At 71.6% G+C, this 20,538-nt stretch carries 19 protein-coding genes; 8 read left to right on the top strand and 11 right to left on the bottom strand.

All coding sequences use genetic code 11. From position 1 onward, the window contains the following. Window positions 1-1,103 (top strand): aminoacyl--tRNA ligase-related protein (locus KBX39_RS03315; protein ID WP_210869128.1); only part of this gene is annotated, 1,103 nt, incomplete at its 5' end. 70 nt (window positions 1,104-1,173) lie between these two features. Here the strand turns inward: KBX39_RS03315 and KBX39_RS03320 are convergent. The 4 genes from KBX39_RS03320 to KBX39_RS03335 all read right to left on the bottom strand — a co-directional run bounded on the left by KBX39_RS03320 (window position 1,174) and on the right by KBX39_RS03335 (window position 6,050). After that, window positions 1,174-3,144: an ABC transporter ATP-binding protein gene (locus tag KBX39_RS03320; RefSeq protein WP_247659837.1), complete on the bottom strand. Its 1,971-nt coding sequence runs from the start codon at window positions 3,142-3,144 to the stop codon at window positions 1,174-1,176. 80 nt (window positions 3,145-3,224) lie between these two features. Beyond that, window positions 3,225-4,958: an ABC transporter ATP-binding protein gene (locus KBX39_RS03325; RefSeq protein WP_030501234.1), complete on the bottom strand. Its 1,734-nt coding sequence runs from the start codon at window positions 4,956-4,958 to the stop codon at window positions 3,225-3,227. After that, window positions 4,952-5,473: a MarR family winged helix-turn-helix transcriptional regulator gene (locus KBX39_RS03330; RefSeq protein WP_043330646.1), complete on the bottom strand. Its 522-nt coding sequence runs from the start codon at window positions 5,471-5,473 to the stop codon at window positions 4,952-4,954. Before KBX39_RS03330 ends, KBX39_RS03325 begins: the two co-directional genes overlap by 7 nt. 61 nt (window positions 5,474-5,534) lie before the next feature. Next, window positions 5,535-6,050: a MarR family winged helix-turn-helix transcriptional regulator gene (locus KBX39_RS03335; protein ID WP_064447643.1), complete on the bottom strand. Its 516-nt coding sequence runs from the start codon at window positions 6,048-6,050 to the stop codon at window positions 5,535-5,537. A 54-nt stretch (window positions 6,051-6,104) separates the two neighbouring features. On the opposite strand from KBX39_RS03335, the gene KBX39_RS03340 reads away from it, so the two are divergent. Then, the gene (locus KBX39_RS03340) at window positions 6,105-7,727 is read left to right on the top strand and encodes an MFS transporter (RefSeq protein ID WP_210869131.1); all 1,623 of its coding nucleotides are present in this window, start codon (window positions 6,105-6,107) and stop codon (window positions 7,725-7,727) included. A gap of 53 nt (window positions 7,728-7,780) precedes the next feature. Here the strand turns inward: KBX39_RS03340 and KBX39_RS03345 are convergent, their stop codons facing one another. Then, window positions 7,781-8,224, bottom strand: coding sequence for a DoxX family membrane protein (locus tag KBX39_RS03345; RefSeq protein ID WP_064447644.1), 444 nt, complete (start codon window positions 8,222-8,224; stop codon window positions 7,781-7,783). Between the two features lie 84 nt (window positions 8,225-8,308). Between KBX39_RS03345 and KBX39_RS03350 the strand changes: the two genes are divergently transcribed. Continuing rightward, window positions 8,309-8,848: a TetR/AcrR family transcriptional regulator gene (locus KBX39_RS03350; RefSeq protein ID WP_043326698.1), complete on the top strand. Its 540-nt coding sequence runs from the start codon at window positions 8,309-8,311 to the stop codon at window positions 8,846-8,848. Between the two features lie 13 nt (window positions 8,849-8,861). On the opposite strand, the gene KBX39_RS03355 is transcribed toward KBX39_RS03350, so the two are convergent. Together KBX39_RS03355 and KBX39_RS03360 are read right to left on the bottom strand one after the other, a co-directional pair. Further along, complete coding sequence (locus tag KBX39_RS03355; protein ID WP_043326696.1) at window positions 8,862-10,301, bottom strand: GuaB1 family IMP dehydrogenase-related protein; 1,440 nt, start codon at window positions 10,299-10,301, stop codon at window positions 8,862-8,864. A 125-nt stretch (window positions 10,302-10,426) separates the two neighbouring features. After that, entirely contained in the window at window positions 10,427-12,178 is a 1,752-nt protein-coding gene (locus tag KBX39_RS03360) for a biotin carboxylase N-terminal domain-containing protein (RefSeq protein ID WP_069087149.1), read from the bottom strand. 132 nt (window positions 12,179-12,310) lie between these two features. Here KBX39_RS03360 and KBX39_RS03365 point away from each other — a divergent pair, with 132 nt between their 5' ends. The 4 genes from KBX39_RS03365 (at window position 12,311) to KBX39_RS03380 (ending at window position 16,227) form a co-directional block, all read left to right on the top strand. Beyond that, entirely contained in the window at window positions 12,311-12,901 is a 591-nt protein-coding gene (locus KBX39_RS03365; protein ID WP_043326691.1) for a PadR family transcriptional regulator, read from the top strand. 127 nt (window positions 12,902-13,028) lie between these two features. Further along, window positions 13,029-13,988: a daunorubicin resistance protein DrrA family ABC transporter ATP-binding protein gene (locus KBX39_RS03370; protein ID WP_043326688.1), complete on the top strand. Its 960-nt coding sequence runs from the start codon at window positions 13,029-13,031 to the stop codon at window positions 13,986-13,988. 17 nt (window positions 13,989-14,005) lie between these two features. Beyond that, complete coding sequence (locus KBX39_RS03375; protein WP_104113248.1) at window positions 14,006-14,761, top strand: ABC transporter permease; 756 nt, start codon at window positions 14,006-14,008, stop codon at window positions 14,759-14,761. Between the two features lie 62 nt (window positions 14,762-14,823). Continuing rightward, window positions 14,824-16,227 (top strand): sugar MFS transporter, encoded by a 1,404-nt coding sequence (locus tag KBX39_RS03380; protein WP_166455847.1) that lies wholly within the window; start codon window positions 14,824-14,826, stop codon window positions 16,225-16,227. Between the two features lie 78 nt (window positions 16,228-16,305). Here KBX39_RS03380 and KBX39_RS03385 read toward each other — a convergent pair whose 3' ends face one another. Genes KBX39_RS03385 through KBX39_RS03395 form a run of 3 tightly spaced genes read right to left on the bottom strand, consistent with a single transcriptional unit; the run spans window position 16,306 to window position 18,709 of the window. After that, window positions 16,306-16,959 (bottom strand): O-methyltransferase, encoded by a 654-nt coding sequence (locus tag KBX39_RS03385; protein WP_043326681.1) that lies wholly within the window; start codon window positions 16,957-16,959, stop codon window positions 16,306-16,308. Between the two features lie 9 nt (window positions 16,960-16,968). Then, window positions 16,969-17,625, bottom strand: coding sequence for a nucleoside triphosphate pyrophosphatase (locus KBX39_RS03390; protein ID WP_210869133.1), 657 nt, complete (start codon window positions 17,623-17,625; stop codon window positions 16,969-16,971). A 10-nt stretch (window positions 17,626-17,635) separates the two neighbouring features. Further along, window positions 17,636-18,709 (bottom strand): S8 family serine peptidase, encoded by a 1,074-nt coding sequence (locus KBX39_RS03395; RefSeq protein ID WP_210869135.1) that lies wholly within the window; start codon window positions 18,707-18,709, stop codon window positions 17,636-17,638. 843 nt (window positions 18,710-19,552) lie between these two features. Here KBX39_RS03395 and KBX39_RS33990 point away from each other — a divergent pair. Further along, window positions 19,553-19,807: a hypothetical protein gene (locus KBX39_RS33990; RefSeq protein WP_064447650.1), complete on the top strand. Its 255-nt coding sequence runs from the start codon at window positions 19,553-19,555 to the stop codon at window positions 19,805-19,807. Window positions 19,808-20,099: 292 nt separating this feature from the next. Here KBX39_RS33990 and KBX39_RS03405 read toward each other — a convergent pair. Beyond that, window positions 20,100-20,538: hypothetical protein (locus KBX39_RS03405; protein WP_312245884.1), on the bottom strand; the 439-nt coding region annotated here is incomplete at its 5' end.

Below are 20,538 nucleotides of genomic sequence, written 5' to 3' on the forward strand. Positions count from 1 at the left end.
AGCTCGAACAGCTCCCGTTTGCCCAGCGGCGGGCCGGCTACCGGCACGTCTACTCGCCGCCGCTGGGCAAACGGGAGCTGTTCGAGCTGTCCGGGCACCTCGGCTACTTCGCCGACGACATGTTCCCGCCGATGCGGCTGAGCGCCGACGACGAGTTCGTGCTGCGTCCGGCGCTGTGCCCGCATCACGCGCTGGTGTTCCGCGCCCGGGGCCGCTCCTACCGGGAGCTGCCGCTGCGGATCGCCGAGCTGGGCGGCATGTACCGGGCGGAGCGTTCCGGGGTGCTCGGCGGGCTGTCCCGGGTGCGCGCCATCTCGCTCAACGACGCGCACACCTTCTGCGCGCTGGACCAGGTCGGTGACGAGGTCCGCGAGGTCCTGCGGCTGATCGGCGAGGCGCACGCCGCGCTCGGCGTGCGTCCCGCCGGGTTGCGGCTGTCGTTGCGCGGGCCGGGCCAGCGGTACGTGGGCGACGACGCGAGCTGGGCGCGGGCCGAGGACCTGCTGCGCGCGGCGCTCGACGGGGTGGACGTCGTCGAGGCGCCGGGCGAGGCCGCGTTCTACGGCCCGAAGATCGACATTCAGATAGTGGACGCGGCCGGCCGGGAGTCGACCATCTCCACCGTCCAGCTCGACTTCGACAAGCCGGAGCGGTTCGACCTGTCGTACACCGACTCGGACGGCCGCCGGAAACGGCCGGTGATGGTGCACCGCAGCCTCGTCGGCAGCATGGAGCGGCTGTTCGCGTACCTGATCGAGGTGCACGAGGGCGCGTTCCCCGCCTGGTACGCCCCGGTGCAGTTGCTGCTGCTCCCGCTCGACGCGGCGCAGGCCGACGCGGCCGCCGGGCTGGCCCGCCGGGCCGAGGCGGCCGGGCTGCGGGCCGAGGTGGACCATGCCGGCTCGCTCGGCGCCCGCATCCGCGACGCGGCCCGCAGGCGCATCCCGTACACCGGGGTGATCGGCCCCCGGGAGGCGGCCGACGGGTCGCTCTCGCTGCGTCTGCGCGACGGCCGGGTGCTCGACCCGATGCCCGCCGCGCAGGCGCTGGGCCTGATCGGCGCGGTGGTCGCGAGCCGGTCGGCGACGCTGCTCCCGGTCTGACCCCGGCCCGTCCGGGTGCCGGGAAGGCACCCGGACGGGGACCGGTGTCGGACCTGTGGCCGGGTCCACGTCAGTTCCCGACCGGCGTGCCGGCGCCGGCACGCATTCCGTTCGGCGGGCCGGCCGGTGCCGGCGCCGGAACCTCGTCGGTGATCACCGCGCCGGTGAACTGCGCCCGGTAGAGCCGGGCGTACGCGCCACCGGCGGCGACGAGCTGCTCGTGGGTGCCCTGCTCCACGATCCGGCCCTGCTCCATCATCAGGATCAGGTCGGCGTCGCGGATGGTGGAGAGCCGGTGCGCGATGACGAAGCTCGTCCGGTCCGAGCGCAGCGCCGCCATGGCGCGCTGGAGCAGCACCTCGGTGCGGGTGTCCACCGAGCTTGTCGCCTCGTCCAGGATCAGCAGCGACGGCTCGGCCAGGAACGCGCGGGCGATGGTGATGAGCTGCTTCTCGCCGGCGCTGACGTTGCTGCCCTCCTCGTCGATCACGGTGTCGTAGCCGTCCGGCAGGCTGCGGACGAACCGGTCCACGAACGTGGCCCGCGCGGCGGCCAGGATCTCCTCCTCGGTGGCGTCCGGGCGGCCGTAGGCGATGTTGTCCCGGATGGTGCCGCCGAACAGCCAGGTGTCCTGCAGCACCATGCCGATCCGGCCGCGCAGGTCGTCGCGGCGCATCGTGGAGATGTCCACCCCGTCCAGCGTGATCCGGCCGGCGTCCAGCTCGTAGAACCGCATGACCAGGTTGACCAGCGTGGTCTTGCCCGCGCCGGTGGGACCGACGATGGCGACCGTGTGGCCCGGCTCGGCGACCAGGGACAGGTCGTCGATGAGCGGCTTCTCCGGGTCGTACCGGAAGGAGACGTGCTCGAACTCGACCCGCCCGTGCGGGTCGGCGATCCGGGCCGGCTCGGCCGGGTCGGGGCTCTGCTCGTCGGCGTCGAGCACCGCGAAGACCCGCTCGGCCGAGGCCACGCCGGACTGCAGCAGGTTGGCCATCGAGGCGACCTGGGTGAGTGGCTGGGTGAACTGCCGCGAGTACTGGATGAACGCCTGCACGTCACCGAGGCTCATCGAGCCCGACGCCACCCGCAGCCCGCCGACCACCGCGATCGCGACGTAGCTGAGGTTCCCGATGAAGAACATCGCCGGCATGATGATGCCGGAGACGAACTGCGCGCCGAAGCTGGCCCGGAACAGCTCCTCGTTCTTGGCGTGGAAGGCGGCCTCGACCTCCTTCTGCCGACCGAAGACCTTGACCAGCTCGTGCCCGGTGTACGCCTCCTCGATCTGGCCGTTCAGCTCGCCGGTGTGCTTCCACTGCGCGATGAACTTGCCCTGGGACCGCTTCGCGATCTGGCCGGTGACCACCACCGACAGCGGCACCGCGACCAGCGCGACCAGCGCCAGCAACGGCGAGATCCAGAACATCATCCCGAGTACGCCGACGACTGTGAGCAGCGACGTGAGCAACTGGCTGAGCGTCTGCTGCAGCGTCTGCGACACGTTGTCGATGTCGTTCGTGACCCGGCTCAGCAGCTCACCCCGGGGCTGCTTGTCGAAGTACGGCAGCGGCAGCCGGTTGAGCTTGTCCTCCACGTCGGCGCGCAGCTTGAGCACGGTGCGCTGCACCACCCCGTTGAGCACCCAGCCCTGCGCCCACTGCAGGATGCTCGCGCCGATGTAGAGCACCACCGCGAACGCCAGCACCCGGCCCAGCGCGTCGAAGTCGATGCCGGCGCCGGGGATGACGTCCATCCGGGCCAGCATGTCGGCGAAGTTGCCGTTGCCCTCGGCGCGGGCCGCCTCCGCCGCCGCCTCGGTGGTGGTGCCGGGTGGGAGCTGCCGCCCGATCACCCCGCTGAAGATGATGTCGGTGGCGTGGCCGAGCACCTTCGGTCCGACGACGGTGAGCCCGACGCTGCCCAGGGCCAGCGCGAGCACGCCGGTGAGCTGGAGTCGGTACGGCCGCAGCCGCCCCAGCAGGCGGCGCGCCGACGGCCCGAAGTTCATCGCCTTCTCGGCCGGCATGCCCATGTTCATGTGCGGCGGTCCACCGGCGGGCCGGCGTCCGGCCGGAGGCAGCCGCTTCGGTTCGTTCTTCTGCTGCGGTACCGGCGCACTCACGCGGCCACCTCCGCCGTCTGCTGCGACGCCACGATCTCGGCGTACGTGGGGCAGCTCTCCAGCAGTTCCTCATGTCGTCCCATCCCGACGACACCCCCGTCCTCGAGCACGATGATCTGGTCGGCGTCGACGATCGTGGAGACCCGCTGGGCCACGATCACCACCGCCGCGTCCGCGGTGACCGGCTTGAGGGCGGCCCGCAGCCGGGCGTCCGTGCCGAGGTCGAGCGCGGAGAAGGAGTCGTCGAAGAGATAGATCTCCGGTTTGCGTACGAGCGCGCGGGCGATCGCCAGCCGTTGCCGCTGGCCACCGGAGACGTTCGTGCCGCCCTGCGCGATCGGCGCGTCCAGTCCGCCCGCCATCTCGGCGACGAAGTCACGCGCCTGGGCGATCTCCAGCGCGGCCCACAGGTCCGCGTCGGTGGCGTCCGGGTTGCCGTACCGCAGGTTGCTGGCGACGGTGCCGCTGAACAGGTACGGCCGCTGGGGTACCAGCCCGATCCGCCGCCACAGCTCCTCCGGGGCGAGTTCCCGGACGTCCACGCCGTCGACCAGGACGGCGCCGGCGGTCGGGTCGACGAGCCGGGGGATCAGGGTCAGCAGCGTCGTCTTGCCGGCGCCGGTGGAGCCGATGATCGCGGTGGTCCGGCCCGGTTCGGCGCGGAACGAGATGTCGTGCAGCACCGGCGCGCTCGCGCCCGGGTACTGGAATCCGGCGCCGCGCAGTTCCAGCTCGCCGTGGCCGGTGACCTCGGTGACCGGGTCGGGCGCCGGCACCACCGACGAGTCGGTGTCCAGCACCTCCTCGATGCGTTCGGCGCAGACCGCGGCCCGGGGCACCATCATCAGCATGAAGGTGGCCATCATGACCGCCATCAGGATCTGCATCAGGTACTGCAGGAACGCGGTCAGCGCGCCGACCTGGATCTGGCCGGAGTCGACGCGCGCCGCGCCGAACCAGAGCACCGCGACGCTGGAGACGTTCAGGACCAGCATCACGATCGGGAAGATCAGCGCCTGGAGCCGTCCGATCCGCAGCGCGGTGGCGGTCAGGTCGGTGTTCGCCGCCCGGAACCGGTCGGTCTCGTACGGCTCCCGGACGAAGGCCCGGACCACCCGGATGCCGGTGATCTGCTCGCGCATCACCCGGTTGACGGTGTCGATCCGGGTCTGCATGAGCCGGAAGCCCGGCACCATCCGGCGGATGATCAGGCCCAGCGCGACGGCGAGCACCGGTACGCAGACCAGCATCAGCCAGGAGAGCCCGACGTCCTCGCGCAGCGCCATCACCACGCCGCCGACGCTCATGATCGGCGCGGCGACCAGCATGGTGCAGCTCAGCAGCACCAGCATCTGCACCTGCTGGACGTCGTTGGTGTTGCGGGTGATCAGGGACGGCGCGCCGAACCGGGCCACCTCGCGGGCGGAGAAGCTGTTCACCCGCCGGAAGATGGCGCCCCGCACGTCGCGGCCGAAGCCCATCGCGGTCTTCGCCCCGAAGTAGACGGCGGCGATCGAGCAGGCGATCTGGAGCAGGCTGACCAGCAGCATCCAGCCGCCCGTACGCAGGATCTGGTCGGTGTCGCCGACGGCGACGCCGCGGTCGATGATGTCGGCGTTGAGGCTGGGCAGGTAGAGCGAGGCGATGGTGCCGACGAACTGGAACGCCACCACGGCGACCAGCCATCGTCGGTACGGGCGTAGATGTGTGCGGAGCAGGCGGATCAACACGGATGGCTCCCCGTTGGCGGCTCGGTGTCGGACTCGCTGTCCCGGTTCAACCGACGGAGGTCTCCGTCGGACATGCCGGTGATGATTTCGATCAGGAACTCGCGGATGACCGCCCGCTTGTCCGGGTCGGCGTCGACGGACGTCAGTGGCCGGTCGCTGTGGATCATGTCGATGATGGTGCGGGCGTGCTCGCCGCCCTTGTCGGTGAGGGCGAGCCGGACGGTGCGGCGGTCCTCGGGCGCGCGGCGCCTGGTGACGAAGCCGTCGCGTTCGAGGGTGTCCACGATGCCGGTGAGCGTGGCGGGCCGGACGAAGCACAGCTCGGCCATTTCCCGGTGGCTCACGTCGCCGGATCGGAGGAGGATCATCAGGACCCGCATGCCGGCGGACGTGAGCCCGTGGTGTTCGGCGAGGTAACGCCCCCAGTGCTGCTCGACGACGTGGCCGGCGATGGAGACCAGCCGGCCGAGTGGCGCGTGGTGCAGGGCGTCGGGGAAGCGGACGAGCGGGCCCATGTTCACGAGCGTCAGATTAGCTCCCGAACCATCAGGGCCCAAACTATTTCTGAGAATCTCCTCAGCCGCGGTCGGCGCGGGCGCGCGGAGGCTCGTCCGGGGCGGTGGCGACGTACTCGCGCATCACCTCGGTGACCTCGCGCAGGAACGCCGTGGTGGCCTCGGCCTGCTCGGGGGTGAGCCGGGAGACCGCCCGGTCGACGCCGACGAGCATCGGGCGCAGCGCCTCCAGCACCTCACCCACGCCGCTCTCGGTCACCTGGAGGCTGAGCCGACGCCGGTCGTGCGGGTGCGGGGCCCGGGCGACGTGACCGGCCTGCACCAGCCGGTCCACGAGCGTGGTCGCCGAGGCGGACCGGATGCCGAGCCGGTTGCCCAGTTCGACCGGGCCCAGTGGCTCCGGGCTGGAGATCAGGTGATGGATCGCGGCGGCGTCGGTCGAGTTGAGGCCCAGGCGGCGGGCCAGCGCGGCCCGGGTGTCACCGGCGATCCGCAGCACCTCGCGCAGCGCCCGGGAGGTCTCGCTGCTCGGCGGCGGACCCGGTGCGGGCTCCCCGGTTGACGGCACCCCCTCCATGGGATAAAGCTAGCACTTCGGGTAGCTAGAAAATCTAGCTAAAGGGAGGGCGCCATGCGCGGCGACGGGCGCGGACGCTGGTTCGGGCTGCTGGCCATCAGCCTCGGCGTAGCGATGATCATCGTGGACGCCACCATCGTGAACGTCGCGGTGCCGCAGATCATCCGGGACCTCGACATCACCTCCACCGACGCGCAGTGGGTGCAGGAGGCGTACACCCTGGTCTTCGCCGCGTTGCTGCTGGTCGCCGGCCGCTTCGCCGACCGGTCCGGACGGCGGCGGATGTTTCTCGTCGGCGTCACAGTGTTCGTGGTCGCCAGCGTCCTCGCCGCGCTCGCCGGCTCCGGCGAGACGCTCATCGCCGCCCGGGTGCTCCAGGGCGTCGGCGGGGCGATGATGCTGCCCACCTCGCTCTCCCTGCTCAACGCCAACTTCACCGGCCGGGAGAAGGGCATCGCGTTCGCCGTCTGGGGCTCCACCATCGGTGGCGCGGCAGCGCTCGGGCCGCTGCTCGGCGGCTGGCTCACCACCACGTACTCCTGGCGGTGGGCCTTCGGCATCAACGTCCCGGTCAGCCTCGCCGTGATCGTGGCGACGCTCGTGCTGGTGGCCGAGTCCCGCGACGACCGGGCCGAACGCGGCCTGGACCTCACCGGCGCGCTGCTCTCCGTGATCGGCATGACCGGCGTGGTCTTCGCGCTGATCGAGGGCCGCACCTACGGCTGGTGGGAGCGGGAACGGCCGTTCAGCCTCTTCGGGCTGGACTGGACCGCGTCGATCTCACCGGTGCCGGTGGCCGCGCTCCTCGGGCTCGCCGCGCTCGGGCTCTTCCTGACCCAGCAGGTACGCCGCAACCGGGCCGGCCGTCCGGCACTGCTCGACCTGTCGCTGTTCGGCATCGGCTCGTTCCGCAACGGCATCCTGGCCGCCGCGATCGTCAGCCTGGGCGAGTTCGGCCTGCTGTTCGCGCTGCCGCTGTGGTTCCAGAACGTGCTCGGCTACAGCGCCTTCCGGACCGGCCTGGCGCTGCTGCCGCTCGCCGTCGGCAGCTTCCTGGCCAGCGGCATCGGCGCGCCGCTGACCCAGCGCTGGGGCGCGGCCCGGGTGGTCCAGCTCGGTGTCGCCGCCGAACTGGTCGGCGTGGCCGGGCTCGGATTCGTGGTCGCGCCGGACACCAGCTGGTGGGCGCCGGTGGGCTTCCTGTTCGTCTACGGCGTCGGCGTCGGCCTGGCCACCGCCCAGCTCACCGGCGTCTCGCTGTCCGAGGTGCCGGTACGCCGCAGCGGCCAGGGCTCGGGCCTGCAGAGCACCGCCCGGCAGGTCGGCTCCGCGCTCGGCATCGCGGTGCTCGGCACCGTGCTCTTCGCCGGCCTCGGCGGGCTGCTCGGCGACCGCCTGGCCGACCAGCCCGGCCTCGACCCGGCCCAGCGGGACCAGGTGGTCAGCGCGGTCAAGGAGAGCGCCGGCGCGGCGATCGGCGGGCTGGAGGCGGACCCGCGTACCGCGCCGATCGCCGAGGAGGCGAAGGCGGCGTTCTCCGACGCCACCCGGTACGCGGCGTTCGCGGGCGCCGGCTTCCTGCTGATCGGCCTGGTCGCCTGCCTGCGCCTGCCGACAGTTCGCCATGGGGAGACTGGGGAGTCCCGGCCCGCCGAGACGGAGCCGTCCCGGGCCTGAGCCGGGTTCCGCCGGTCGGCGTGGGCGGGCGGGGTCGCCGGGCCCGCGGCGGGTCATCCGCCGAGGGTCACCGCCAGCGCCGCGGCCACGAAGACGACCTGGAGCACGGTACGGACGCCGAGCGGCGTCACCGGGCGCCCGGCGAGCGTGAGGCGTCGCCGTGCGGCTGACACGTTGGCCGGGAACATGGCGAGCATCAGCAGTGCCAGCCCGGCCGCCGCCGGGCGCGCGGTGGCCGGGAACAGCAGCGCGAGCGCGCCGGCCAGTTCCAGTACGCCGGTCACTGTGACCAGCAGGTCCGGCCGGGGCAGGGACGGCGGGACCATCGCGATGAGGTCGTCGCGACGGGACGCGAAGTGGGCCACGCCGGTCAGCACGAACATCAGCGCCAGCCCCACTCGCAGCGCGGGGTGCCACCCGTCCAGGGCGTCCACGCCGAGCAGGCCGGCGATCCGGGCCAGCGCGGTGCCGGCGAGCAGTGCGATCAGGGGTGCCATTGTCGATCCCTCCGACGAGCATCTTGTCGCTGACAAGATTGCGGCGATGGTGCCATCTTGTCAATGACAAGTTAGGGTGACTGCATGGCCTCGTACCACCACGGCGACCTCCGCCGCGTCCTGCTGAGCACCGCCGCCGAGGCGATCGCCGAGTCCGGACCGGCCGCGCTGAGCCTGCGTGAGCTGGCTCGGCGCGCCGGGGTCTCGCACGCCGCGCCGGCGCACCACTTCGGTGACAAGGCCGGGCTGCTCACCGCGTTCGCCACCCAGGGCTTCGAACTGCTCGCCGACGCGTTGCGGCAGGCCGGGGACGACCTGCTCGACACCGGCGTGGCCTACGTCGGGTTCGCGGTGCGGCACCGGGCGCACTTCGACGTCATGTTCCGGCCCGAGCTGTACCGGGCCGACGACCCGGAGCTGGTCGCCGCCCGCGCCCGCTCCGGCGACGTGCTGCGCGAGGGGGTGGCCCGGCACACCGGGCGGGAGCCGGACGCCGACGCGCTCGCCGCCTGGTCGATCGTGCACGGCTTCGCCACGCTCTGGCTCTCCGGCGCGCTGCCGCCACGGGTGGGCGACGACCCGGAGGCTGCCGCCCGTACCGTGATCAGGCGGTTGTTCGACTGAGCGGGACCGAACATCACCAGCTCGTCGGCAGCGGCATCCCCTCGGTGTAGCCGGCGGCGCTCTGCACACCGACGAGCGCCCGCTCGTGGAACTCCTCCAGGCTGCGCGCGCCCGCGTACGTGAACGCGCTGCGCACCCCCGAGATGATCTCGTCGATGAGGTCCTCGACGCCGGGCCGGTTCGGGTCCAGGTACATCCGGGCCGAGGAGATGCCCTCCTCGAAGATCGCCTTCCGGGCCCTGTCGAACGCGCTGTCCTCGGCCGTACGGGCGCTCACCGCACGCGAGGACGCCATGCCGAAGCTCTCCTTGTAGCGCCGCCCGTCGGCGTCGGTGTACAGGTCGCCGGGGGACTCGTAGGTGCCGGCGAACCAGGAGCCGATCATCACGTTCGACGCGCCCGCGGCCAGCGCCAGCGCCACGTCGCGCGGGTGGCGTACGCCGCCGTCGGCCCACACGTGCCGCCCCAGCGAGCGGGCCGCCGCGGCGCAGTCGAGCACCGCGGAGAACTGCGGACGGCCCACGCCGGTCATCATCCGGGTGGTGCACATCGCGCCCGGCCCGACGCCCACCTTCACGATGTCCGCACCGGCGTCGACCAGGTCGCGTACGCCATCAGCGGTGACCACGTTCCCGGCCGCCACCGGCACCGGCGGGTCCAGCCGGCGGACCGCCCGCAGCGCCTGGAGCATCCGCTCCTGGTGCCCGTGCGCGGTGTCCACGACGAGCGTGTCCACCCCGGCCTCCAGCAGCGCGGCGGCCTTGCCGGTGACGTCGCCGTTGATGCCCACGGCGGCGGCGATCCGCAACCGCCCCCGGTCGTCCACCGCGGGCTTGTACAGCGTGGCGCGCAGCGCGCCCTGCCGGGTCAGCACCCCGACCAGGCGGCCGTCGCCGTCCACCACCGGCGCGATCCGCCGCCGGCCCGCCGACAGCCGGTCGAATCCGGTACGCGGGTCCGCGTCCGCCGGCACGGTGTGCAGCTCGGTCGACATCACGTGCCGGAGCTGGGCGAAGCGGTCCACCCCGACGGTGTCCGCCTCGGTCACCACGCCCATCGGCCGGCCGTCCCCGTCGACCACCACCACCGCGCCGTGCGACCGCTTCGGCAGCAGGTGGATGGCGTCGCCGACGGTGTCGGTCGGGCCGAGGGCGATCGCCGTGTCGTGCACCAGGTGCCGCTGCTTGACCCAGCCCACCACGTCGGCGACGACCTCGATCGGGATGTCCTGTGGGATCACCGCCACCGCGCCGCGCCGGGCCACCGTCTCGGCCATCCGCCGGCCGGCGACGGCCGTCATGTTCGCCACCACGAGCGGGATCGTGGTGCCGGTCCCGTCGGTGGTGGCCAGGTCGACGTCGAGCCGGGAGCCCACCTCGGACCGGTTGGGCGCCATGAAGACGTCGTTGTAGGTCAGGTCGTGCGCGGGGACCGCGCCGTGAAGGAACCGCACCCGGCCATCATTCCCGCCCCGGGCCGTGCCCGCCCCCGGTGGTGGCTCACACCACCCGGCCTGGCGCTGTTAAGAAGGGGCCCCTTCACTACCTCAGGCGTTAAGAAGGGGCCCTTCCTTACACCTCAGGCGATGGTGCAGATCGCGGCGCCGGACGTGATCACCGCGCCGACCTCGGCGGCGAGCCCGCTGACCGTGCCGGCCTTGTGCGCGTGCAGCGGCTGCTCCATCTTCATCGCCTCCAGCACCACGACCAGGTCGCCCTCGGCCACCTCGTCGCCGTCGGCGACCGCGATCTTCACGATCGTGCCCTGCATCGGCGAGGTGAGCGTGTCGCCGCTGACCGCGGCACCCGCCTTGCCTCCGCCGCCCCGGCGGGCCGGCTTCTTCGCGGCGGGCGCGGCTGCCGCCGTACCCGCGCCGAGCCCGGCGGGGAGGACGACCTCCAGCCGCTTGCCGCCCACCTCGACCACGACGGTCTCGCGCTCGGCCGGCTCGTCGGCGGCGCCGGCGGCGGCGGTGAACGCCGGTACGGTGTTGTCCCACTCGGTCTCGATCCACCGGGTGTGCACGGTGAACGGTTCGGCGGTGAACGCCTCGTCGCGGATCACCAGGCGGTGGAAGGGCAGCGCGGTGGCCATGCCGTCGACCACCATCTCGTCGAGCGCCCGGCGGGCCCGCTCCAGCGCCTCGGCGCGCGTCTCGCCGACGATGATCACCTTGGCGAGCAGCGAGTCGAAGTTGCCGCCGATCACGTCGCCGGCCGAGATGCCGGTGTCCACCCGCACGCCCGGCCCGGAGGGCAGGCGCAGCGCGGTGACGGTGCCCGGGGCGGGCAGGAAGTTGCGGCCCGGGTCCTCGCCGTTGATCCGGAACTCGATGGCGTGTCCGCGCGGCGTCGGGTCCTCGGTGAAGCGCAGCTTCTCCCCGTCGGCGATGCGGAACTGCTCGCGTACCAGGTCGATGCCGGCGGTCTCCTCGGTCACCGGGTGCTCGACCTGCAGCCGCGTGTTCACCTCTAGGAAGGAGATCGTGCCGTCCGCGCCGACCAGGTATTCCACGGTGCCGGCGCCGTGGTAGCCGGCCTCGCGGCAGATGGCCTTGGCGCTGTCGTGGATCTGGGCGCGCTGGGCGTCGGTGAGGAACGGCGCGGGCGCCTCCTCGACCAGCTTCTGGTGCCGGCGCTGCAACGAGCAGTCCCGGGTGCCCACCACGATCACGTTGCCGTGCTGGTCGGCCAGCACCTGCGCCTCGACGTGGCGCGGCTTGTCGAGGTAGCGCTCGACGAAGCACTCGCCCCGGCCGAACGCGGCGACCGCCTCGCGGGTGGCCGACTCGAACAGGTGCGGGATCTCCTCCATGGTGCGGGCGACCTTGAGGCCACGCCCGCCACCGCCGAAGGCGGCCTTGATGGCGACCGGCAGGCCGTGGTCGACGGCGAACGCCATCACCTCGTCCGCGTTGCCCACCGGGTCCGGGGTGCCGGGCACCAGCGGCGCGCCGGCCCGCTGCGCGATGTGCCGGGCGGTCACCTTGTCGCCGAGGTCGCGGATCGCCTGCGGGGTGGGGCCGATCCAGGTGAGCCCGGCGTCGATGACGGCCTGGGCGAAGTCGGCGTTCTCGGAGAGGAAGCCGTAGCCGGGGTGCACCGCGTCCGCGCCGGAGCGGGCCGCGACGTCGATCAGCTTGTCGATGCGCAGGTAGCTGTCCGCGGCGGTGTCGCCGCCGAGCGCGTACGCCTCGTCGGCGAGCGTGGCGTGCAGGGCGTCCCGGTCGGAGTCCGCGTAGACGGCGACGCTCGCCAGGCCGGCGTCGCGACAGGCGCGAATGACGCGGACGGCGATCTCGCCGCGGTTGGCGATGAGAACCTTGCGCACCTTGAGGCTCCTCCCGGGAGGTCGTTGCCGGGAGTTTAGCGGCCTGCCTGCGGAGCCTAACGATCGCTCAGTGTGGGATGCGGCACTGTAGTCAAATTTGCCTATTACGCTTGTCCGGTGTCGGCAACGAGGATGATGATTCTGGGCCTGGTCCGGTGGATGCAGCCGGTGCACGGCTACGACGTGCGCCGTGAGCTGCTGAGCTGGAGCGCGGACAAGTGGGCCAACGTGCAGCCCGGCTCGATCTACCACGCGCTGCGCAAACTCACCGACGAGGGCCTGCTGCGGACCGTCTCGGTCGAGCAGGTGGGCGCCCGCCCGGCCCGCACCACGTACGAGGTGACGGCGAAGGGGGAGGACGAGTTCGAGACGCTGCTGCGCGCGCAGTGGTGGCAGGTGCAGGAGCCGCCGGACCCGTTCGTGGCGGCGTTCTCCTTCCTGCCGGCGATGCCGCGCGAGGAGGCCGCGGCGGCGCTGCGCAACCGGGCGAACCTCCTTCGCGCCGGGGTCGAGTCGATGCGCGCCTCGCTCGACTCGGACTGGGTACGCACCCGCAAGCCGGTGCACGTCGGGTGGATGTTCGAGCTGTGGCTGGCCCGCGCCGAGGCGGAGACGGCGTGGTGCGAGCGGATCGCGGAGCGGATCGAGTCGGGAGTGTCGTACCTGCCGGATGGGATGGAGCGGGCCGAGGGCTGGTCGGGCTGGACCGACGGCTCCCGATGACACGACATAATCAACGTTGACCAAAGAAGCTATATCGCGTTAGCCTCGGCAGGAATCGCGGGGGATTCGTGCGTCCTCGCGGACGATCGGCGGCCGGTCAGGCCCGCCCGGACGACCAGGAGCAGAAATGATCGAGACCAGGGGGTTGCGGAAGTCGTACCGCTCCCGCGAGGGTCGCGAGACGAAGACCGTGGACGCCGTCCGCGGCGTCAACCTCGACGTCGCCGAGGGGGAGATCTTCGGCTTCCTCGGGCCCAACGGCGCCGGCAAGACCACCACGCTGCGGATGCTCGCCACGCTCATCGAGCCGGACGGCGGCGAGGCCACCGTGGCCGGCGCCGACCTGCGCAAGGACCCGGCCGAGGTGCGCCGCCGGATCGGGTACGTGGCCCAGGGCGGCAGCACCTGGGACGAGTCGAGCGCCCGCGAGGAGCTGGTGCTCCAGGCCCGCCTCTACGGAATTAGCAAGGCCGAGGCGCACCGACGCGCCGAGCGCGCGCTCGAAGCCTTCCAGCTCACCGAGTACGCCGACCGCAAGTGCAAGACCTACTCCGGCGGCCAGCGCCGGCGGGTCGAGATCGCGCTCGGCATCATCCACGAGCCGAAGATCGTCTTCCTGGACGAGCCGACCACCGGCCTCGACCCGCAGAGCCGCGCGCACATGTGGGACGAGATCCGCCGGCTGCGTACCGAGGGGATGACCGTCTTCATCACCACGCACTACCTGGACGAGGCGGACGCGCTCTGCGACCGCATCGCGATCATGGATCACGGCGAGATCGTCGCCGAGGGCACGCCGGCCGAGCTGAAGCGGGAGATCTCCGGCGAGGTGGTGATCGTCGGACTGGACGCCCCGAGCACCCCGCGCGCCGCCGAACTGCTCGACACCGAGGCGTACGTGAGCAAGCTGGAGACCGTCGACGAGGGCGGCCTGCGCCTCTACGTCGACGAGGGCGCCACCGCCATCCCGCAGGTGCTGCGCCGCCTCGACCACGCCGGGCTGGACCTGCGCTCGATCGAGCTGCACCGGCCCAGCCTCGACGACGTCTTCCTCACCAAGACCGGCCGCTCGCTGCGCGAGTCCTGACCCCCGGAGAAGCTGTCATGAAACTCGCCCGCGACACCTGGCTGATCTTCCAGCGCCAGACGCAACTGCTGCTGCGCAACCCGGTGTGGATCTTCGTCGGCGTCTTCCAGCCGGTGATGTACCTGCTCCTGTTCGCCCCGCTGCTCAAGCCCGCGCTGAACGCCCCGACGCAGGCCGCCGCGTACAAGATCTTCGTGCCCGGCCTGCTCGTGCTGCTGGCCATCTTCGGCGGCCTGTTCCAGGGCTTCGGCCTGATCGCCGAACTGCGGGCCGGCGTGATCGAACGCTCCCGGGTCACCCCGGTCAGCCGGCTCGCGCTGCTGCTCGGCCGGTCCCTGCGTGACGTGGTCTCGCTCATCGCGCAGGCGGTCATCATCACGCTGCTGGCGCTCGCGTTCGACCTGCGCGTCTTCATCGGCAACCTGCTCCTGGCGTACCTGATGCTCGCCCTCATCGCGCTGATGACCTCGGCCGTCTCCTACGGCATCGCGCTCAAGGTCAAGAGCGAGGACGCGCTCGCCCCGCTGATGAACACCGTCGCGCAGCCGGTGCTGCTGCTCTCCGGCATCCTGCTGCCGCTCACCTTCGCGCCGGGCTGGCTCCAGGGCGTGGCCAAGTGGAACCCGTTCTCCTGGGCGGTCGAGGGCACCCGCGCGCTGTTCAACGGCGACCTCGGCAACGACCGCGTCTGGCAGGGCCTCGGCATCATCGCGGTGCTCGCCGCCGCAGGCGTTTTCTGGGCCGCCCGCCAGTTCGCCCGCAGTGTCCGCTGACCAGGGGAGACGTACCTCTCAGGAGGCAGGGGGCACCGGTGCCCCGCGCGTAGCGTGGGCCGGTGCCCCGCCTCACCCGTGACCGGATCACCTGGCTGACCTACGCCCAGCTCGGTCTCTGGGGCTTCTTCCTCTACGGATTCGGCCCGGTCGTACCGCTGCTCCGCGACGAACAGGGCACCAGCGCCGCCGTCGCCGGCCTGCACAGCACCGGCATCGCCGTCGGCGCGCTGGCCGGCGGAGCGCTGTTCGCCCCGGTCGCCCGCCGCCTCGGCCGCGGCCCCGCCATCTGGCTCGGCCTCGCCGGCGTCGCCGCCGGCGTCACCGCGCTCGGCCTGCTCCGCCCGCTACCGGCCACGCTCGCCGCCGTCGCGGTCATCGCCACCTTCGGCATGATGATCGTCAGTGGCGTCAGCGTGGTGCTCACCGCCCGGCACGGACCCGCCGCCCCCGCCGCGCTCACCGAGGCCAACGCCGCGTGCGCCGGCATGGGCATCCTGGCGCCGCTGACCATCGGCGCCAGCGTCGACGCCGGCCTCGGCTGGCGACCGCTGATGGCCGTCGAGGTCGGGCTGATCACGCTTGTCGCGCTCGCGGCTCTGACCTTCCGGGTACGCGGGCCGAACCGCGCCCCCGCTGTCGCGGCTGCCGGCACACCGGTCCCCGTGGCCGCATCCACCCGGGTGCCCGCCGTCCCCACGTCCGGGGTGGCCGAGGCCGCCGCGCCCGCTCCGGCAGTCCCCGCCGTCGGCGCATCCGACGCCGCCGTGCCCGCTTCGGGCGCTCCCGTCACCGTGTCGTCCGGGGGTGCCGCGCCTGTGCCCGCTTCGGCCGTGCCCGCGCCGGGGATGCCGGCGTCGGAGGTGCCCGCCTCCGGGGTGCGTGGGGCAGCGGGGCGGCTGCCGCGTGCGTACTGGATCGCCTGGGTTCTGATGTCCGTCACCGGGTCGATCGAGGTCTGCCTGTCGCTCTGGACCGCCGACGTGCTGCGGACCCACGCCGGGCTGAGCGCGGGCGGGGCGTCGGCGGCGGTGGCCGCGATCGTCTGCGGCATGTTCGCCGGCCGGATCGCCGGTGGCCGGGCCGCGCTGCGCTGGCCGCCGGTGCCGCTGCTGCTCGGCGCGCTCACCGTCTCGCTGGCCGGGTTCGCGCTGTTCTGGGGCAGTACGGTCGGCTGGCTCGCCGTCACCGGCCTGGTCGTGCTCGGCCTGGGCAACGCGCTGCACTACCCGCTGGCGATCTCCATCGCGCTCGCAGTCGCCGGTCCGGCCGCCGACAAGGCGGCGGGCTGGTCGGCGTACTCGATGGGTGTGGGTTTCGGGATCGCGCCGGTCGCGCTCGGGTGGGTGGCCGACGGCGCCGGCCCGCACCCGGCGTTCCTGCTGCTGCCCGCGTTCATCGCGGTGGCGGTGCTGCTGACGGTGCGGCTGGGGCGTGCCTTGCCCGCGCCGGTCCGCGCGACTTGATCGACTCCGTTTCGGCGAGGTGGCGGTATCCGGTGTTCAGGGTTGCCGCCACGTCGGCGAGGTTGCGTTCGGGCCGGCTCAGAGCACTCGGGCGAGCGTGACGCCGTCGGCGATCGGCAGCATGACCGCCTCGACGCGCACGTCCGCGATCACCGCGTCGTTGAAGGCGGCGATCGCCCGGTCGTCGGCGTTGCGCGGGGCGAGCACCCGGCCGTCGCGCAGCGTGTTGTCGACGGCGACCACCGCGCCGGGGCGCATGCGCGGCACCAGCTCGTCCCAGTAGACCGGGTAGCCGACCTTGTCCGCGTCGATGAACGCGAAGTCCAGGTAACGCTCGCGGGGCAGCTCGCGCAGCGTCTGGGCGGCCGGGCCGATGCGCAGCTCGATCCGGTCCTGCACACCGGCGCGCTCCCAGTAGCGCCGGGCCACGCCCGTGTACTCCTCGGAGATGTCGAAGCAGGTCAGCCGCCCGCCATCGGCGAGCCCCCGGGCGATCGCCAGCGAGGAGAGGCCGGTGAACGTGCCCACCTCGACCGCCTGCCGTACGCCGAGCAGCCGGGTCAGGAACGTCAGGAACGCCGCCTGCTCCGGCGCGACCTGCATCACCGCCTCGGCGGGCAGGGCCGCCCGGGTCTCCTCGGCCAGCTCCCGGACGATCTCGTCCGGCGCGGACCCGTGGGCCACCAGATAGGCGTGCAGTTCCGGGGTGAGCGGCAGAGGCTTCGTGGTCATGTCCGGACGTTAGCCGAGATGCTCGATCTCCTGGCCCCCGGGCGCGATCTTCGTCCACAGGTCGACGATGCTCAGCTCCACCTCGGCGAGCAGCCGGCGCAGCAACGGCAGGGACAACCCCACCACTGTGCCCGGGTCACCCTCGATCCCGGTCAGGAACGCGCCGCCCAGCCCGTCGATGGTGAACGCGCCGGCAACGGCCAGCGGCTCGCCCGTCGCCACGTACGCGGCGATCTCCTCGTCGCTGATGTCGGCGAAATGCACAGTGGTCGACGCGACGGCCTCGGCCCGCGACTCGTGCGTCACGTCGATCAGACTGTGCCCGGTGTGCAGGACACCGCTGCGCCCGCGCATCCGCTGCCACCGCCGGGTGGCGTCCGCCGCGTCATCAGGCTTGCCGAGGATCTCACCGTCGAAGGCCAGCACCGAGTCACAGCCGAGCACGAGAGTGCGCTCATCCGGCGACGGCCGCAGCCGATCGCGTACGGCCTGCGCCTTCAACCGGGCCAACTCCAGACACAGATCCTCGGCGCGCTCGCTGACCACCTGCGACTCGTCCACGCCGCTGACCAGCACGTCGGGCTCGATGCCAGCGGCCTGGAGCAACTTGCGGCGGGCGGGAGACTGCGAGGCGAGCACGAGGCGCACCGGTACGGAGGTCGACACCCCGCCGACGCTACCGGCTGACCCTCGGCGGCGGGTCGTCGGCACGTCGGCGCCGACGCCAGAACAGGTATCCGCCGCCCGCCGCCACCAGCACACCCAGGGTGGCGAGCCCGCGTACGGTCGCGCTGCTGTCGTCGCCCTTTTCCGGGGCTGCCTCCGCCGACGCCGGTGGCGTGACGTTCGAGGACTCGAAGCCGAGCGGGGGGACATCGGCGGTGAGCGCCGCTACCAGGTCGATGACGCCGTAGCCGTACTGGTCGTCGCGGCCTGATGGTCCCTTGTCGACGGCGGTGGCGGTCAGCCGGTGGGCGACTTCCTGCGCGGGGAGGTTGGGGTACTTGGAGCGGATGAGTGCAGCAGCGCCGGCCACAATCGCGGTGGCATCTGAGGTACCGGTACCGACCCGGTAGCCCCCATTGAGACCGGTGCTGTAGATGTCGACGGCCGGAGCGACTACGTCGATCTCCGGCCCAGCGACCGAGACTGCGGCATGTTCTCCTGTTCTGTCTATTCCCCCAACGGCTATTACAGCTTCCTCGACGGCGGGGTAGCCAACAAAGGCATCCTCTGGTCGGTTACCAGCGGCGGCGACGATAGTTATGTTTGCCGCTGTTGCGGTGCGGATCGCTTGAACCAGTCTGGGACTTGCGCCGCCTACGCTGGAAATGCTAATAACTTTAGCGCCCTGTGAAATTGCAAAATCAATTCCCTCTGCCAGTACATCCGGGTCGCCGCGACCGTTTGGCGGAGTGACTACGACTGGAAGAATTTTAGACTGTGGCGCAATTCCTTGAACGGAGCCTCCGTGGCCTGTCGCCCCGATTAGCCCTGCCATCCCCGTTCCGTGCCCATTGGAATCGATTTGGCCTGCGCTGGTTCCACCTTGAATCAGGTCTGCGCCTTTGAGTAGGTTGTCGGCGAGGTCGGGATGAGGGGTGACGCCGGTGTCTAGCACTGCAACGATTACGTTTTTGCCCTGATTGAGGTTGTGCGCCTGCGCTGCCTTTAAGTACTGCAGGTGCCACTGCCGTTCCGAAGATGATGTTGGTTCGAGGTGTGCCGGACTTGCCGCTGCGACCGTCAACGCCGCTAGAGTTGCCAGTAGAACTACACCGAACTGGCTGCGATCTAGGCTCACCTGTTGAAGCCAATGGCTGGCCCTGGATCTATCGGGCCCTCATCCTCGGGCGGTCGCATCACTGGATCAACGCCTCTTTTGGTTTCCCAAGGGTTATCCGGATCCCACGCCGATTCTTGCTTGTAATCGGCGCGTCCGCGGCTCGTCTTTGGTTGGTAACCCATTGGTCCACCCGCTGCGCTGCCGCTTGCGGGAACTGCGAAGTTGCCAGAGGCGCGAGCGCCCCCAGGTCGAGAACCCGCAGCCCCGGTGGGAGAGGTGCCTGCTCCTCCTCCGCCGATAACGCCGCCAACTGGATTGACCTTGCGAGGCGCAGGCCGGTTCGTTTGCCCCTGTCCGGCGACAGGTGTGCCTCCGATAAGCCCAGGTGGGGTGGACCGTGGAGCAGTAGATGAGCCGTTCCGCTGGCTCTCCGGCTGGGGAGGACCGGCAAACGGCTTTCCGCCTGCTGGAAATCTGGAGCCCGTCGGCAAGTTGGTCGGAAGCGCTGGCGGCGTGCCGAGGTTTGCGGGGCCAGGAGGCGTGATGTTGGCCTGGCCGGGGGGCTGCGGAATCGTTCCTGCTGCGCCGGGCGAGATGCCTCCGAGGACAGGCCCGGTCACAGGCCCATGATTCGTTGCTACTGGGAGCCGTTTTTCTAGGTGCTCGGCTGCATTGGCAGCCCTTGTGCTTGGGCCAGTTGCGACGGGAATGATGGGGGGAATGATGGGGACGGCCCCGCTGGTTCCTCCGATTTCCTCTGCAGAGACGTCGCGGGGAGGCCGAACCGGGGGTGGTGGCTGTCGAAGCATGACCTGGGCGTGCTGTAGCTCGCCGCTCAACCCCGTCATCAACCCGCGCGCCCGTACGTTCAACTGCTCCAAGTCGTCGTCCGTGACCGGGGGCCGTTCCGGCAACCGGCTACCCGCCACCGCCTTCGGGTCGGCGATCGTCGCCTCGTACGCCCGCTTCTGCCGCAGCTTCTTCTCGTACTCCTCGTGCAGGGGTTGCAGCTCGGCCCGCGCGCTGCCGATGGCGCGGGTGGCGGCGGCGAGTGCGTCGTAGTTCGCGGCGGCGGCGTCGTGGGTGCGCTGCACGCGGTCGATGAGCTGGTCGAGTTCGGCGATGTACGCCCGCGCGGCGGCGTTGGTCTCGGGCGGCCAGGCCTCGGCGAGGCCGCGCCGGTATTCCCGCAGCCGGCTGAGGTGGGTCAGCGCGAGGTCACAGACCTTGCGCCAACCGGCGACCTGCTTCCACTGGCCGGTGGTGTCCTGGTCCTGGAGGCACGCCCACATGCTGAGGACGTCCATCAGCCGCCAGTCGGTCAGCCCGGAGGTGCGTCCGCTGCCCCGTTCGATCACGGCAGGATCACCCGGCTCTGTTCGGGGGCGGTGGGGTCGGCCAGTGGCGGCAGCGGGCGGGCGACGGTGCTCGACGGCCCGGCGAGTGCCCGTTCGACGTCGGTGACCCGTGCGGAGGAGAACGCGTCGGCGTCGCCGTAGTGGTTGGCGATCCGGCCGGCGGCGTCGGCGAGCCGGCCGGTGGCGGGTGCCAGGTCCCACACGGCGCTGACCGCTGCCGTCTGGGTGTCGTGGTGGGCCTGGAGGAAATGGACCAGCTCGATGAAGGCGTCGGCCGGGTTCGGCACCGGGGCCCTCATGTCGTCGGCGATGTACGACAGATGCGGCGAGTAGTTGCGCGTCACCTCGTCCTGGAGGCGGTCGGCGAACTCCCGCATCTGTCGGATGTCGGCCTCGATGCCGCCGTAGCCGCGCAGCCAGCCGGCTGGCTGGTTG

The sequence above is a fragment of the Micromonospora sp. D75 genome, assembly GCF_018070405.1.
In the GTDB taxonomy this organism is placed as follows: Bacteria; Actinomycetota; Actinomycetes; order Mycobacteriales; family Micromonosporaceae; genus Micromonospora; species Micromonospora chalcea.

Excerpts from the sequence above, each read along its gene's own strand:
- KBX39_RS03370 (WP_043326688.1), top strand. The coding sequence starts at position 13,029 with ATGATCGAGACCAGGGGGTTGCGGAAGTCGTACCGCTCCCGCGAGGGT.
- KBX39_RS03340 (WP_210869131.1), top strand. The coding sequence starts at position 6,105 with ATGCGCGGCGACGGGCGCGGACGCTGGTTCGGGCTGCTGGCCATCAGC.
- KBX39_RS03335 (WP_064447643.1), bottom strand. The coding sequence starts at position 6,050 with ATGGAGGGGGTGCCGTCAACCGGGGAGCCCGCACCGGGTCCGCCGCCG.
- KBX39_RS03375 (WP_104113248.1), top strand. The coding sequence starts at position 14,006 with ATGAAACTCGCCCGCGACACCTGGCTGATCTTCCAGCGCCAGACGCAA.
- KBX39_RS03320 (WP_247659837.1), bottom strand. The coding sequence starts at position 3,144 with ATGAACATGGGCATGCCGGCCGAGAAGGCGATGAACTTCGGGCCGTCG.
- KBX39_RS33990 (WP_064447650.1), top strand. The coding sequence starts at position 19,553 with ATGACCTGGGCGTGCTGTAGCTCGCCGCTCAACCCCGTCATCAACCCG.
- KBX39_RS03330 (WP_043330646.1), bottom strand. The coding sequence starts at position 5,473 with ATGGGCCCGCTCGTCCGCTTCCCCGACGCCCTGCACCACGCGCCACTC.
- KBX39_RS03345 (WP_064447644.1), bottom strand. The coding sequence starts at position 8,224 with ATGGCACCCCTGATCGCACTGCTCGCCGGCACCGCGCTGGCCCGGATC.
- KBX39_RS03365 (WP_043326691.1), top strand. The coding sequence starts at position 12,311 with ATGATGATTCTGGGCCTGGTCCGGTGGATGCAGCCGGTGCACGGCTAC.
- KBX39_RS03385 (WP_043326681.1), bottom strand. The coding sequence starts at position 16,959 with ATGACCACGAAGCCTCTGCCGCTCACCCCGGAACTGCACGCCTATCTG.
- KBX39_RS03350 (WP_043326698.1), top strand. The coding sequence starts at position 8,309 with ATGGCCTCGTACCACCACGGCGACCTCCGCCGCGTCCTGCTGAGCACC.